Raw genomic sequence first — 14,418 nt, 5'->3', positions numbered from 1 at the left:
CTATACTGCTTTTTATTTTTTTAATCTTTAATATCTTCTACATAACCAAAGTCAATTGGTGCTTGTGCAGCAACAATTTCTAAAACTTCTGCTATAAATGACATCAATTTCTTTTCACTTTCCCAAAATCCCATACCATCAGGGTCTAAAGCAACTTCACTATATGCTTTACTTAAATCTTCTTCTTCTTTTAAAGCTACAAATTCACCTTGTCTTCTTCTAAGTCCTTGACTAAGCTGTAGCCTCTTTAATTCATCAATTTGTTGTTTTAATGCTGGTTTATTTTCTACTCTTTTTTTATAATATAAATAGGATTGGTATAAATCAGATTGATATACTTTCTCCCCCAAATTCATTGCCATTTCTTTTATACTATCCAATTCCTATACCTCCATAATAATAGGCAAAATCATAGGACTGCGTTTTGTTCTCTGCCATAAATAATTTTTTAGTGTATCTTTAATCAGTCCTTTTATATAGCTCCAACCAGTAATATGTTCTTTTTCACATCTCATCAGTGCTTCCATAACAACAGCTTTTGCTTCTTCCATTAAATCCTCTGCTTCTCTTACATAAACAAAACCTCTTGAAATAATATCTGGTCCTGCTACTACCATGCCACTTTCTTTTTCCATTGTTACTACTACCACCATAAGACCATCTTGTGACAAATGTTTTCTATCTCTTAATACAATATTTCCTACATCCCCTACTCCAAGACCATCTACCATAACTTGTCCTACTGGTATTACACCATTGATTTTCGCATCATTTTTAGAAATTTCAAGTATATCCCCTGTTTTCATCAAAAATATATTTTTTTTGTCCATACCCATTGATATTGCTAAATCTCTATGACTTGTTAAGTGCATAAATTCTCCATGTACTGGCATGAAATATTGTGGTTTTGTTAATGTTAGCATAAGTTTTAATTCTTCTTGTCGAGCATGTCCTGAAACATGAATATCTGCCATACCTTCATATACCACATTAGCACTTTTCTTCAAAAGTTCATTGATAACACGAGAAATATTTTTTTCATTTCCAGGTATAGAAGAGGCACTAATAATAATTTTATCACCAGGTTTTACAGAAACTTGTCTATGCTCTGATGATGCAATTCTAGACAATGCAGACATTGTTTCCCCTTGACTCCCTGTTGTAATAATTACAAGCTGTTCATCTTTAAAATTACGGATTTCTGAAATATCTATTAAAATACCTGCAGGTATATTCAAATATCCTAGTTCAGAAGATGTTTTTACTGCATTTATCATACTTCTTCCTATAATTGTTACTTTTCTTCCAAATGTTTTTGCAGAATTGATAATTTGTTGTATTCTATGAATATTAGAAGAAAATGTTGCTACCATAATACGGTTTTTAGGTGTTTCTTCAAATATTCTATCAAATACTGCACCTACTGATTTTTCAGACATTGTAAATCCTTTTCTTTCTGCATTGGTGCTATCACTCATAAGCAGAAGTACCCCCTGCTTTCCCAATTCCGCAAATCTATGAATATCCATAATATCCCCATCAATAGGTGTATAATCAACTTTAAAATCTCCTGTGTGTATTACAACACCTAATGGAGTTGTAATTGCTAATGCAACTGCATCTGCTATAGAATGATTTGTGTGTATAAACTCTACTTTCATCTGTCCTAGTTTTACCGTTTCTCCTGGTACTACTGTATGACAAGTTACTTGATTTATCAATTCATGTTCTTTAAGCTTATTTTCTAAAAGTCCTAGCGTCAATAACGTACCAAATACAGGAACATTCAAATCTTTTAGCACATATGGTAAGGCACCAATATGGTCTTCATGACCATGTGTTAATACAATTCCCCTTACTTTTTCTACATTTTTAATTAAATAAGAAATGTCTGGTATTACTAGGTCTATTCCCAACATATCATCTTCTGGAAAAGCTAATCCACAATCAATTACAATAATATCATTATTATATTCCAGTATGGTCATATTTTTTCCGATTTCTTCTAATCCGCCTAATGCCATTACTTTTAACTTCTGTTTTTTTGTTGCCAAAAAACACACCTCCTTTTTTATTTTTACTTTCTGATTTCAAAAGGAGCTGATATAAAAATTTTTTGTCTACAAAATCAAAGAACTTCTTTTCAAAAAAGTTTGTTAGAAAGCAGAATATTCACAAAAATAAATTACATTTTTTATCTTTTGCCTTTTTAGGCAATAAATAATTACTACAATAACAAAGAATAAATTACTGCTTTCACAAAAAACAAGTTAAATATTTATTTTTATATTAGTTTGCCCTATTTTCGACATACCACTAAAATTTTTTCTCTTTTCTCTCAAAGAAAACGCCGCCAAAAAACAATATTGACTTTTTATCAAATTGTTTTTCTCTTTCATTTTATCAGACATTTAAAACACCTTATTCTTTTAATATAGGTATTTATCAATATCATTCAGCAAATATATAAAATATTACTAAATAACAGCTTGTCTGCAATAGAAGCAAATTTTTTATTATTATGATTTACTTCTATATCTGACTCCTTTTTACATCCGCTCACTTTTACCGTTATTTTGTTATAAAAATAGTATGCCATACAAATGCTTTTTCTAAACTCATCAAACAAAAAAACTTTTTTAGATTTTTTAGAAAATGCAACAGAAAAAGAGCAGTTTTTTATTTTTATAAAAATGACATACTGCTTTTTATATTATGTCTTACAAAAACAATATTGCTCTACTGAAGCAAAAAATGTAAAATAAACTTTTATATTTACATTAATCAAATTTTTGTACTGCATATTTATTATATTCATAATAATAAAAAACAAATTTCTTTGTTTTATTAAGAACGTTTTTTAATCTATTTTAACATCATATTCCCCTTCATTTTTGGCAAATAAAGCAGAAACTCTTTCAAATTCTGCATCTTCTTCTACCAATTCATAGGTAACATCATCTGCATTAATAGCAATCTCTTTTAATATAATAGCATCTGCTTCTTCTTCGTCCATTAGACTACTCTCCATTACCAAAAGATACCTGTTTCTTCCACTTGTTACATTATCTATTATAACAAATTCTATTTCTGTTCCATTTTCATCTTCCATAGAAACAACTTCAAATTCATTTTCCAAATCTTCCTCAAACTGATTTGACATAATACACCTCAACACTTTTCATTTTGCTTTTTATCTAAATAGCCCTGCAATATATGCACCGCTGCCATTTTATCAATTATACTTTTTCTTTTTTTTCGGCTCATATCTGCCTCCAAAAGACTTCTTTCTGCTGCTATGGTACTCATTCTTTCATCCCAAAGCACAACTATAACATCAGGAAACGCTTTTTGTAACTGTTTTTGAAATACTTTCGTTTTTTGACAACGTTCTCCTTCTGTATTATCCATATTTTTAGGATAGCCCAACACAATCGTATCTACTTCATATTCTTTTATCCACTGTGCAATGCGTAAAATGCTTTTTTTATATTCTGTGCTATTTTCTCTTTTAATGACTTCTAATCCTTGAGCAGTCCAGCCAAATCCATCACTCACTGCTACCCCAATCGTTTTTTCTCCATAGTCTAATCCAATTACTCTCATAAGCCATTCTTCTCTAAATAATTATTTATAACTTCTTCTAATAACTCATCTCTTTCTAACTTTCGAATTAAAGAACGAGCATTTTTATGACTTGTAATATAAGTAGGGTCACCAGAAAGAATATACCCCACAATTTGGTTTACTGGATTATAGCCTTTTTCTTTTAATGCTTCACTTACTTTTAATAATATATTTCTTGCTTCATTTTGTTCTTCTTTTTCTACACTATCAAAAAATTGTGTTTCATTCAAATTTTCCACGTTTTCTCACACTCCTATCATTTACTAAACATCAGTATACTATCTATAAAAAAGCGATTACTAATATTATTCACTAGAAAATACAAGTCTTTACTAAATCATAAGATATTACTAATATCATTTCATTTATCAATTTCACTCCGCACTACAAGCTCTCTTGTTTCATAATAATATAAATTTACAAATTATGCAAATAAAATTTCTATAATAAAACTTACAGTTTTGTTACAATGCCTTTTGCTATTTCTCCTTTTTTATCTTTTATAGTTGTTTTTATAATTTTGTTTGTTATATTTTGGTCACATATGGTATGTACCTTAATATAATTTGTAGTATGTCCTTCATATATATTTTGTGCTATTTGTTTTTCATATAATACATTCCTATTTTTTCCTACAAACTGACACAAAAATGCTTCTGCCATTTCTTCACTTAATGTAATTAGCTTTTGGCTTCTTTCAGTTTTTATACTATTTGAAACTTGATTTGACATAACTGCTGCTGGTGTTCCTTTTTTAGGAGAATAAGGAAAAACATGAATTTTAGAAAAACCTATTTCTTTTGCAAATTCATAACTTTCTAAAAAATCTTGTTCTGTTTCTTCAGGAAAACCTACAATAATATCTGTTGTAATAGCCACAGAAGGCATATAATCTCTTAATAATTCTACTGCTTGACGATATTTTTGTGTAGTATATTTTCTGTTCATTGTTTGTAATGTTTTATTACAGCCACTTTGTAGTGATAAATGAAAGTGGTCACAAACTTTATTCAGTTTTGATAATCTCTCTACAAATTCATTTGTTACAATATTAGGTTCAATAGAACTCAATCGTATTCTTTTAATACCTTCTACAGCATGCACTTTTTCAATCATTTCAATCAATGTAATGCCTTTTAAATCTTTTCCATAAGATGCTACATGTATTCCTGTTAATACTACTTCTTGAAATCCATTTTCCTCTAATCGTTTTACCTCCAGCATTACATCTTCTGGTTTTCTACTTCTAATAGGCCCTCTTGCATAAGGTATAATACAATAAGAACAAAATTGGCTACAACCATCTTGTATTTTTAAATAGGCTCTTGTTCTATTTTCTAATTTTTGTATGGATAACGGTTCAAATTCCCTTTCTTTCATAATTTCACTAACACAATTTTGAGGCTGTTTTTCTTTTTTATAATTTTCTACTAATTCTACAATTTGAATTCTATTTTTTGTACCTACTACAATATTAACACCCTCTATTTCCATAATTTCCTCTGGAGCAGTTTGTGCATAACAGCCTGCCACAACTACAATACTATCTGGATTTTGTCTTTTTACTTTACGAATAAGTTGTCTTGATTTTTTATCTCCAAAATTAGTAACTGTACACGTATTAATAATATATACATCTGCTGGCTGTTCTATGTTTACTATATGATATCCTTTTTGCTGAAATAACTCTGCTATAGCTTCACTCTCATATTGATTTACTTTACAGCCCAATGCGTGGCTTGCTACTGTTTTCATTTTCTCCACCTCAAATATTGACAAATTTTTTAATTTGTGCTACAACTGCTCCTTTATTATTATCTCCTGCTACATAGTTAGCATATTTCTTAACACCTTCTTCTGAATGTTGCATAGCAAAACTATATTTCGCACATTGCAGCATTTCTACATCATTATAGTTATCTCCAAAAGTCATTGTTTCATTTGATGTAATATTCCACATTTTTTGCAATATTTCAATGGCATTTCCTTTTGACACACCTTTATTTACAATATCTACACAATCAAATCCAGAAACTGCAATTTCTACTTTTCCCTTCAATATTTTCTCTAATATAGGAAAACTATATCCACTTGCCCCTTGTGGGTCCACTAAAGAAATTTTAATAATTTCTTCTTTAATTTCATCAAAATTATTTATTAATTTTATGTTATAATGAAACTTAGGAGAGGCTAATATTTCATAACATTGCATATCTGGTGTATAGCAGCAATGTCTTCCACAATATAATATTCCTACATTATCTAATTTCCTGATTTCTGTTGTTATAAAGTCAATCAATTCTCTTGTCATTACACTAGCATATATCTCTTCTCCATTATGCACTATATATGCTCCATTTTCTGCTAATATTGTAACGTCATTTAAATATCCTTCAAATAATTTTTCTAAACTAGGACGTTGTCTACCACTCGCTGCTACAAAATGTATATTTTCTTTTTTCATTTTAGGCAGCAATTGATATATTTCTTTATCAATTTCTTTATCATCTTTTAAAAGTGTACCATCCATATCTGTTGCAATTAATTTAATCATATTGAAAATTTCTTCTCCTTTTTATTATATTTTTAAAAACAAAGGCAACAATTTTATAGCGATTTTTACATCTTTTCCTGAAATCCACACCACATATTGTCTTAATTTATCCCATTTTCTTTTTCTTGTTAATGGTAAACTACAAATTTCTTCTATTTCTCCTAGTTTTTGCATTATCTCCTCTTTTTCTATAGAAGAAATTTCCTCCATCATTCCTATACTCAAACGAACTGTTGTAAAATCCATTTCTGTTATAACTACATCTTTTTCCTTCTCTTGTCTTAAATACAAATCAAATAATCCATCATTTGTATAATTATTTTGTTGAAATAATTTCATTCTTTCTATTAGCAATGAAATATTTTTACGACAAATTTCTACCTGCTTTTCCACTGTTTGATAAGCACTTAAAACTTCAATTCCCTCTGCAAAGCCATTAATTTTATCAATATAATGGTTAATTAACATCAAAAAAAGGGCCTCCATTGCTTCTTTATCATTATAAAATTGTGTCCAAACAGTTTCATATTGTGTAAAATCATCTTCTATCATTTGTTGCACTTCTTTTTCCTCTGTCATAAAAACGCTCCCTTTCAATATTACCTATCATATCAAATGCTTTTTATGATGTCAATTTTAACTAAATAGTATATATTTTAACATACTATAATACTTAAATAGAAAAGCTCTGGTTTTTCCAGAGCCTTTTATTATTACTTAATTTATATTATCTTCTTCTTTTTGGTCTTTTTATACTTTTTTCTTTTTTGTCTGAAGAAACTGTTTTTTGCTCTACCTCTTCAGAAACAATTTTTTGTTCTATTGTTTCTTCTATTTCAGGTATTCTATTAAACAATTCAGCAAGATAATACAATCCATTTGCATCATCATCATTCAATTGTGATAACTCAAAACGGAATTGCCAATTACCGCTTGATGTACTTGGTATATTCATACGATGACTACCATCTAAGCGTAACACATCTTGTATTGGAAATATTGCAAACTCTGCTGAAGAGCTCATAGCAAGGCGTATCATATCCCATGCAATATTATCTCCACTAATATTCATATAACGACGTACATGGTCTTTTTCATGTTCTGTACCATTTGTATACCAACCTATTGTAGTATCATTATCATGAGTACCTGTATATACTACTGTATTTGGCTCATAATTATGAGGTAAATACTCATTTTTACCATCGTCGTTAAAAGCAAAATGAAGTATTCTCATACCAGGAAATCCCAATTTTTTTCTTAGTTCTCTTACATCATCTGTAATGATACCTAAATCTTCTGCAATAATAGGCAAATTTCCTAATTCTTTTTCAACAGCTTTAAATAATTTTTCTGCTGGACCCTTTCTCCATTCTCCTTTTGTAGCATCTTTATCTCCAAAAGGTACTGCCCAATAACTTTCAAATCCTCTAAAATGGTCAATACGAAGAATATCCACCATATCTAATGTACAACGTATTCTATTAATCCACCATTTATAACTTGTTTTTTCGTGTTCTTCCCAACAATAAAGAGGATTTCCCCAAAGCTGTCCTGTTGCACTAAAATAGTCTGGTGGCACACCTGCTACTACTGTTGGAAAACCTTTTTCATCTATATAATAATTTTTAGGGTTTGCCCATGTGTCTGCACTGTCATAAGCTACAAATATAGGCACATCTCCTATAATTTTTATATTTTTTTCATTTGCATATTGTTTTAATGCTTTCCATTGACTGAAAAATTCAAATTGTAAAAATTTATATCTATCTATTGCCGTTGTTAATTTTCTTTTCCATTTTTCTAATGCACCATATTCTCTATTTACTAATTCCTCAGGCCATGTACTCCAAACTGCACCAAAATAATAATCTTTTTGTAAATTTTTTGATAATTTTTTCGCAGTCTTTTCCTCAAAAGCAAAAAATTCATTTGAAAAACCTGCTTCTTGTCTTTCTGCAATAAAATAATCTTTTAAAGAAGCAAATAAGGCATAATCATCTAGCCAAAAACTATTTTTTTCACAAAACTTTTGAAATTCAACTTGGTCAGCTGTAAATGCTTTTTTTTGAAAACGACGATGAGCTTTTTCAAATAAACCTCTTTTAAAAGGAATAGCATTACCATAATCTGCTTTTTTACAAGAAAAAATTGGTGCTAATTCCACATCCGTTTCTTCTAAATACCCTTTTTTACATAATACTTCAGGACTAATAAATAATGTGTTTCCAGCAAATGTAGAAAAGCTTTGATAAGGAGAATCACCAAAACTTGTTGGACCTAATGGTAATATTTGCCAAAGATGTTGCCCTGATTTTTCTAAAAAATCTACAAATTTATAAGCATTTGGTCCGAAATCTCCTATACCAAATTTACTAGGCAAACTGGAAGGATGAAGTAAAATACCACTGCTTCGTTGAAAATTCATAATACCACCCTTTTTCTTTTGGATTTGTTTGACAATTTATATTTCTATTATAACGAAAAATTCAACATTTTACTACCCCTTTATTTGACAAAATCAAAATCATTTGGTTCTTTTTTGTCATAATGGCAAATTTATTGTTGTATGAAAAAACTTTTCATGCAAAAAATAAATTTGTACTCAAATTCATTCATTCTTTATAATTATTATATTGAGGAGGATTTTTATATGAAAAGACTTTCTATAGTCACCATTAGTACAATATCTATATTGATGTTTGGTATTACTGCCTGTGGTGAAAAAGTTTCTAATAACTTAGGCGGCGCCACAAGAGGAAATGGTGCATACGATTACAATTATGATTTTAGTGGCACAGATAGCAATAGAAATAATATGCTTAATCGTTTTGGCTTTACTAATTCAGGAGGTGCTGGTTATTGGGATTATTATGGCATTACAAACGGAAGTGCCAATGATAGTATGAGAAATGATTTAACAAATAATTATAACACTTCTACCACCACCAATCGTACCATACCATACAATACCGCTAATACTATGGTAGGCACAACAAACACTGCTAACACCATGTTAGATAGTGCTACAGTAACAAATTAAACTGAAAGCATTATAAAATAGCCTAAAACTATTTTATAATGCTTTTTCCAATTTTAAAAGAAATTCCTTTTTTTCTAATCCACCATTATACCCTGTTAGTTTTCCATTTGCTCCTATTACTCTATGACAAGGTACCACAATCGCAATAGGATTATTGTGGTTTGCACCGCCTACTGCTCTTACTGCTTTATCACAACCTATTTCTTTTGCAATTTGTCCATAACTTTTTGTTTCCCCATAAGGAATAGTTTGCAATGCTTGCCATACCTTTTTTTGAAATATTGTTCCCTCTAGCAACAGAGGCAATGAAAAGCTTTTTCTTGTTCCTTCAAAATATTCTAAAATTTGTATTTCTGTCAATTCTAATAGTGGTGTTTTTTGTATCATAATTTTTAAAAAATCCTTTTTTATTCCATAATAAATATGACTTATTTTATGTGACATTTCAACCAATGTTATTATACCTAATGGTGTTTTTATTTCATAGCGATATTTCATCATTACATTCTTCTTTCTTTTTCTATATCACATCAAAAAATTATTAATAGCATAACACCATTAGTATATGATAAAATAATTGAAAAAACAATACTACTTAAGGAGGAAATTAAAATGATTGGAACAATCACAAATTGTTGTACCATATTAGCTGGTAGCGTTATTGGTGCTACATTACACAAAGGAATTAAAGAACAATATCAACAAACTATGATGAATGGACTAGGTTTAGCTGCATTAGCATTAGGAATTAACAATTTCGCAAAAGCTATGCCAAACAGTCAATATCCTGTTCTATTTATATTTAGTATGGCATTTGGTGGATTAATTGGTTCTATAATTGATTTAGACGGAAAATTTCAAAGTTTAGCAAAAAAAGTATCCAAAGGAAATTTAGCACAAGGCTTAACTACAGCAGTACTTTTATTTTGTATAGGTACTATGTCCATACTAGGCCCTATTGAAAGTGCTTTAAACGGAAACAACACACTTTTATTTACAAATGCTATGTTAGATGGTGTTACTTCTATGATATTAGCTTCCAATTTCGGCATTGGTATTGCTCTTTCTGCTGTAATACTTTTTTTATGGCAAGGCAGCATTTATTTTTTAGCACAATTTATAGGGGGATTTATGACAGAAAATTTAATGACAGAAATTTCTATTATAGGAGGTATTTTAATTATGAGTTCAGCTCTTGGCATATTAAAAATAAAAGAAATTAAAACATTAAATTTACTTCCTTCGCTTATTGTACCAGCACTTTATATAGCAATTACTTCTTTATTGTCTTAATTTGTTAAATATTCCTTATTTTATTAATGTGTATTTTTTTATGCAATGTTGTTTCTCTATTGCAGTATTTCATTCTTTCTTGTATAATTTATATAGAAAAGCAATATCACAACAAGTCACTATTTATTGTCAAAGTAGTAAGGAGAGAAGCACTATGACAGCAAAAACGCATGGTTATATTACAAAAGAAATCGAATTAGAGCAAATTTATCAATTTATACTAAAATGGTTTGACCCCGCTGCTAAAGTTAATCGTTATGAAAACAAAAATGGCGAAAACAACGAAATGGCTGTTTATTTTACATATAAAGGGGAAGAACGTCGTTTATTTGCTATTGTTTATAAAAGTACAAAATTTTCTAAAACTGGACAAAAAGAAAGACAGATATTTTTAGATTTAGGCTATTGGGGCTCTAGTGTAGAAATTATGAAGTCTATTATTTCTAATTTTTCTGGTTATTTAGATGAAAATGACTGTGATGATGAAGACCCTTATTTTATTGCAGAACACCCAGAAGGTATCATGCCAAATATCATTAAAATCACACGTTCAGAATTGAATAAAAGAATGGGTGGCACTGTAGTAATTATTGATGAAGAATAATAATAAAAAACCTTAGCATAAGCTAAGGTTTTTTTTATTTCTTTTCTTGCATTTCTTTCATTTTTAAACTCATTTTTTCTCCAAATGTTTTCTTTTTCTTATTTGCTAAATTTGTTCCTTTTACCTTTACAATGTATATTCCTGCTAATTCTACTTTTATATTTTTCTTTACAGGTAGAATTTCAAAAACAGATTTATCACACATTAAATTAACAATTTGTGGTCCTACTTTTGCTTTGACTAAAGGCATTTTCCTCATTCTTGCCATTTTAGGCATTTGCTCATACACAGCCTTTGTCATATTTGTAGGAGATGGTTTTTCTATTTTTTTGTCTATTACAAAAATTTGTGTTAAAACTTTATTCTGCTCAATAAAGTCTTGTGCCTGTATCATTTTTCCCATATTTTTACGATTGAAATAATACAATATTCCAAGTGCAATAATAACAATAATCAGTACTATAATTAATATATCTAGCACAATCTTTCCTCCTCATTTATATTATTTTTGAACATAATAGCAGTTGTATCTATTTTAGCATTATTTTTTGTTTTAGGAAATAGAAAAATAAATTTTTTATGCTAATTTTAAAAATGTTATCAAAATAAAGAGGAAAAAACTCAAAAAATACGTTATAATAATAAAATATAATTAATCAATTAATTTTATTAGAGGTGACAAAATGGCATTTATAGATTTTTTACCATTTTTATCAACAGGTATTTTTATACTAAATGTTGTTTTTGCAGGTCTTGTTGTATTTTTTGAAAGACGAAAACCTGCCAGCAGTTGGGCATGGCTTCTTGTACTGTTTTTTATTCCTTTTTTTGGATTTATTATATATATGGTATTTGGAAGAAACAGCAAAAGAGAAAAAATGTTTATACAAAAAGAAAAATATGACACAGAAGTATATTACCGTTATTTATTATTTAATGATACTTCATTAGATGCTTTTCGTTCTCAAAAAAAATTGATAGAAGACAAAGACAATTTTATTGTATGTCAAAATTTAGATGATTTAATTTATCTTCATCTTAATACAGGAAATTGGGTAACAACAAACAATACATTAAAACATTTTATAGATGGTAACAGCAAATTTAATGCCCTTATAGAAGATATTCGTCAAGCTAAAAAATTCATACACATGGAATACTATATTATAAGAGGAGATGATTTAGGCAAAAAAATAGTACATGAACTTGCATTAAAAGCAAAAGAAGGAGTAGAAATTCGTTTACTTTATGATGGTATGGGATGTACTAGTCTTCCCCGCAATTTTTTTCAAGAGTTAGAACAAAACGGTGGATATGCTGTTGCTTTTTTACCTCGTTTTATTATTCGCTTAAATTATCGTGACCATAGAAAACTTTGTATTATAGATGGTGAAATTGGTTATATAGGTGGTTTCAACATTGGTAATGAATATTTAGGTACAGTAAAACGATATGGTGCTTGGAGAGATACTCATTTAAGAATACAAGGCGATGCTATAGACCAGTTACAAATGAGATTTATTATGGACTGGAATTTTACTACTACACATGCTCCTATATCATTAAAAAAGTCTTATTTTCCTGATAGAAAACAAATAGATGGTATTAAAATGCAAATTATATCCAGTGGTCCTGATACTGTTTGGAAAAATATATGGAATGGTTATTTTAAAATGATGAATGAAGCAGAAAAACACATCTATATTGAAACACCTTATTTTGTTCCAGATGACGGCATTCTAGAAGCACTTCGTGTTGCAGCTCTTTCTGGTATTGATGTCCGCATTATTATTCCAGGAAATCCTGACCACTTTTTTGTTTATTGGGCAAGTATGTCTTATTTAGGTGAACTTTTAGAAGCAGGTGTTCGTTGCTATCAATACGAAAAAGGATTTATTCACACAAAAGCAGTATTTATTGATGGTGAAATTTGTTCTATTGGTACTGCAAATATGGATATACGCAGTTTTGATTTGAATTTTGAAATCAACGCTTTTTTATATGATAAAGAAACTACTACATTACTAGAACAAGATTTTTTAAATGATTTAGAAAATTGTGTAGAAATTACAAAAGAATGGTATGTCAAACGAAAATGGTGGTTCCGTGTAAAAGAATCTGTTTCTCGTTTGATTTCCCCTATGTTATAATACTTTTAAGGAGTAAAATTATGGATAAAAAATATACAGAACAACAACAAATAGGCTATTTTGAAGTAGATAGTAATTTATTTCTTACACCCTCTGCACTTGTATTTCACTTACAAGATACTGCAATACGTCATTCTGACAGTTTAGGTTATACATTAGATTATATGACAGAACATCATAGAGGCTGGGCTGTAGTAAATTGGCATATTATTATAGACCATATGCCAAAATGTGGTGAAACCATAAAAATAGTAACATGGAGCAGTAAATGTCGTCGTATGCAAGCAGAACGTTGTTATTTACTTTATGACCAATGTGGCAATATTGCTGCTCACATTGCTTCTCGTTGGATATTTATGGACTTAGAAGAAAGAAAACCAACCACTATTAGCAATGAAATGGAGCAAAAATATGGAAATACTGAAATTACTGCAATAGCAAATGAAAAATATAAATTGCCAAAATTACAAAAAGACGATACCATTATGGAAAGAACTTTTGTTGTTACAAGACGAGATACAGACAATAATGGACATACTAATAATGTTAAATACATCGAATGGGCTATTGATGATATACCTGATGATATTTATAACACTATGACTATTTCAGATATTCGTGTTGTTTATCGTAAAGAATGCTATAAGGGAGATACTATACTATCAAAATGTTGTGTTCATACATTGGAAAATGGCATCAAAGAGGTTATCTCTTTTTTTGAAGACGGAGCTGGTGAGGGTATTTTATTTGCAGAAGTGGTAACACAGTGGAAAAATAATGCTGCTTTGTAATTGTCAATAAAATCTGTGATGGTAAATATAATATCCATATACATCTTCCTACTATAATATTTTTTGTTAAAAAAGAAATTGCTGTGCAACAATCACATAATACAAAAAGAATAAGGCCTATTTTATATAAATTACTACATTTTTGAGCATATGATGAAATAATATGCAATAGAAATACCATACTATAGCAAATAACTATACTATACAATGGTAAAAAACTTAACAAAATTCCAAAAGGCAGCAACATTATCATACATTCTTGCTGTCTTTTTTCGTATTCTAAAAATGGCTGCATTTGACATAAATACAATATATGCACTATTGTAAAAAATGCTACACCCAAGCAATACCATGAT

Annotated in this window: 16 protein-coding genes; 5 read left to right on the top strand and 11 right to left on the bottom strand. The window is 29.3% G+C overall.

The annotated features are described in order from the left end of the window. Nucleotides 1–20: 20 nt before the first annotated feature. From C820_RS04940 to malQ, 9 genes are all read right to left on the bottom strand, one after another. The gene (locus C820_RS04940) at nt 21–380 is read right to left on the bottom strand and encodes a YlbF/YmcA family competence regulator (RefSeq protein WP_004037626.1); all 360 of its coding nucleotides are present in this window, start codon (nt 378–380) and stop codon (nt 21–23) included. 3 nt (nt 381–383) lie between these two features. After that, nucleotides 384–2,054 carry a ribonuclease J gene (locus tag C820_RS04935; protein WP_004037628.1) on the bottom strand — a complete coding sequence of 557 codons (1,671 nt, stop codon included), beginning with the start codon at nt 2,052–2,054 and terminating at the stop codon, nt 384–386. 806 nt (nt 2,055–2,860) lie between these two features. Next, on the bottom strand, nt 2,861–3,163 hold the full coding sequence (locus tag C820_RS04930; RefSeq protein WP_004037632.1) for a DUF1292 domain-containing protein: 303 nt from the start codon (nt 3,161–3,163) through the stop codon (nt 2,861–2,863). An 8-nt stretch (nt 3,164–3,171) separates the two neighbouring features. Beyond that, nucleotides 3,172–3,606 carry a Holliday junction resolvase RuvX gene (gene ruvX, locus C820_RS04925; protein ID WP_004037634.1) on the bottom strand — a complete coding sequence of 145 codons (435 nt, stop codon included), beginning with the start codon at nt 3,604–3,606 and terminating at the stop codon, nt 3,172–3,174. Beyond that, the gene (locus C820_RS04920) at nt 3,603–3,866 is read right to left on the bottom strand and encodes an IreB family regulatory phosphoprotein (protein WP_004037635.1); all 264 of its coding nucleotides are present in this window, start codon (nt 3,864–3,866) and stop codon (nt 3,603–3,605) included. The genes ruvX and C820_RS04920 overlap by 4 nt, the downstream gene beginning before the upstream one ends. Before the next feature lie 214 nt (nt 3,867–4,080). Next, nucleotides 4,081–5,382: a tRNA (N(6)-L-threonylcarbamoyladenosine(37)-C(2))-methylthiotransferase MtaB gene (gene mtaB, locus C820_RS04915; protein ID WP_004037636.1), complete on the bottom strand. Its 1,302-nt coding sequence runs from the start codon at nt 5,380–5,382 to the stop codon at nt 4,081–4,083. Between the two features lie 10 nt (nt 5,383–5,392). After that, on the bottom strand, nt 5,393–6,181 hold the full coding sequence (locus C820_RS04910) for a Cof-type HAD-IIB family hydrolase (protein WP_004037637.1): 789 nt from the start codon (nt 6,179–6,181) through the stop codon (nt 5,393–5,395). 24 nt (nt 6,182–6,205) lie between these two features. Further along, entirely contained in the window at nt 6,206–6,760 is a 555-nt protein-coding gene (locus C820_RS04905; RefSeq protein WP_004037638.1) for a hypothetical protein, read from the bottom strand. A gap of 148 nt (nt 6,761–6,908) precedes the next feature. Beyond that, on the bottom strand, nt 6,909–8,609 hold the full coding sequence (gene malQ / locus C820_RS04900) for a 4-alpha-glucanotransferase (protein WP_004037639.1): 1,701 nt from the start codon (nt 8,607–8,609) through the stop codon (nt 6,909–6,911). Nucleotides 8,610–8,834: 225 nt separating this feature from the next. Between malQ and C820_RS04895 the strand changes: the two genes are divergently transcribed. Beyond that, a complete protein-coding gene (locus C820_RS04895; protein ID WP_004037640.1) occupies nt 8,835–9,224 on the top strand; it encodes a hypothetical protein in 390 nt (129 codons plus the stop codon). A gap of 33 nt (nt 9,225–9,257) precedes the next feature. Here the strand turns inward: C820_RS04895 and C820_RS04890 are convergent, their stop codons facing one another. Continuing rightward, nucleotides 9,258–9,725 (bottom strand): methylated-DNA--[protein]-cysteine S-methyltransferase, encoded by a 468-nt coding sequence (locus C820_RS04890; RefSeq protein ID WP_004037641.1) that lies wholly within the window; start codon nt 9,723–9,725, stop codon nt 9,258–9,260. 111 nt (nt 9,726–9,836) lie between these two features. On the opposite strand from C820_RS04890, the gene C820_RS04885 reads away from it, so the two are divergent. Both C820_RS04885 and C820_RS04880 read left to right on the top strand, forming a co-directional pair. After that, nucleotides 9,837–10,517 (top strand): DUF554 domain-containing protein, encoded by a 681-nt coding sequence (locus C820_RS04885; protein WP_004037642.1) that lies wholly within the window; start codon nt 9,837–9,839, stop codon nt 10,515–10,517. A gap of 154 nt (nt 10,518–10,671) precedes the next feature. Further along, nucleotides 10,672–11,121, top strand: a complete 450-nt coding sequence (locus C820_RS04880; protein ID WP_004037643.1) for a hypothetical protein — start codon at nt 10,672–10,674, stop codon at nt 11,119–11,121. Between the two features lie 34 nt (nt 11,122–11,155). Here C820_RS04880 and C820_RS04875 read toward each other — a convergent pair whose 3' ends face one another. Next, the gene (locus C820_RS04875; protein ID WP_004037644.1) at nt 11,156–11,602 is read right to left on the bottom strand and encodes a hypothetical protein; all 447 of its coding nucleotides are present in this window, start codon (nt 11,600–11,602) and stop codon (nt 11,156–11,158) included. A gap of 202 nt (nt 11,603–11,804) precedes the next feature. On the opposite strand from C820_RS04875, the gene cls reads away from it, so the two are divergent. Beyond that, on the top strand, nt 11,805–13,271 hold the full coding sequence (cls, locus tag C820_RS04870) for a cardiolipin synthase (protein ID WP_004037645.1): 1,467 nt from the start codon (nt 11,805–11,807) through the stop codon (nt 13,269–13,271). A gap of 20 nt (nt 13,272–13,291) precedes the next feature. Further along, nucleotides 13,292–14,062, top strand: coding sequence for an acyl-[acyl-carrier-protein] thioesterase (locus C820_RS04865; RefSeq protein WP_004037646.1), 771 nt, complete (start codon nt 13,292–13,294; stop codon nt 14,060–14,062). The last annotated feature ends 356 nt before the right edge of the window (nt 14,063–14,418 follow it).

The organism is Clostridium sp. MD294, from assembly GCF_000364165.2.
GTDB lineage: Bacteria > Bacillota > Clostridia > Lachnospirales > Anaerotignaceae > Coprocola.
Note: the sequence above shows the minus strand (reverse complement) of the source record. Positions and strands in the feature narration are given on the sequence as shown.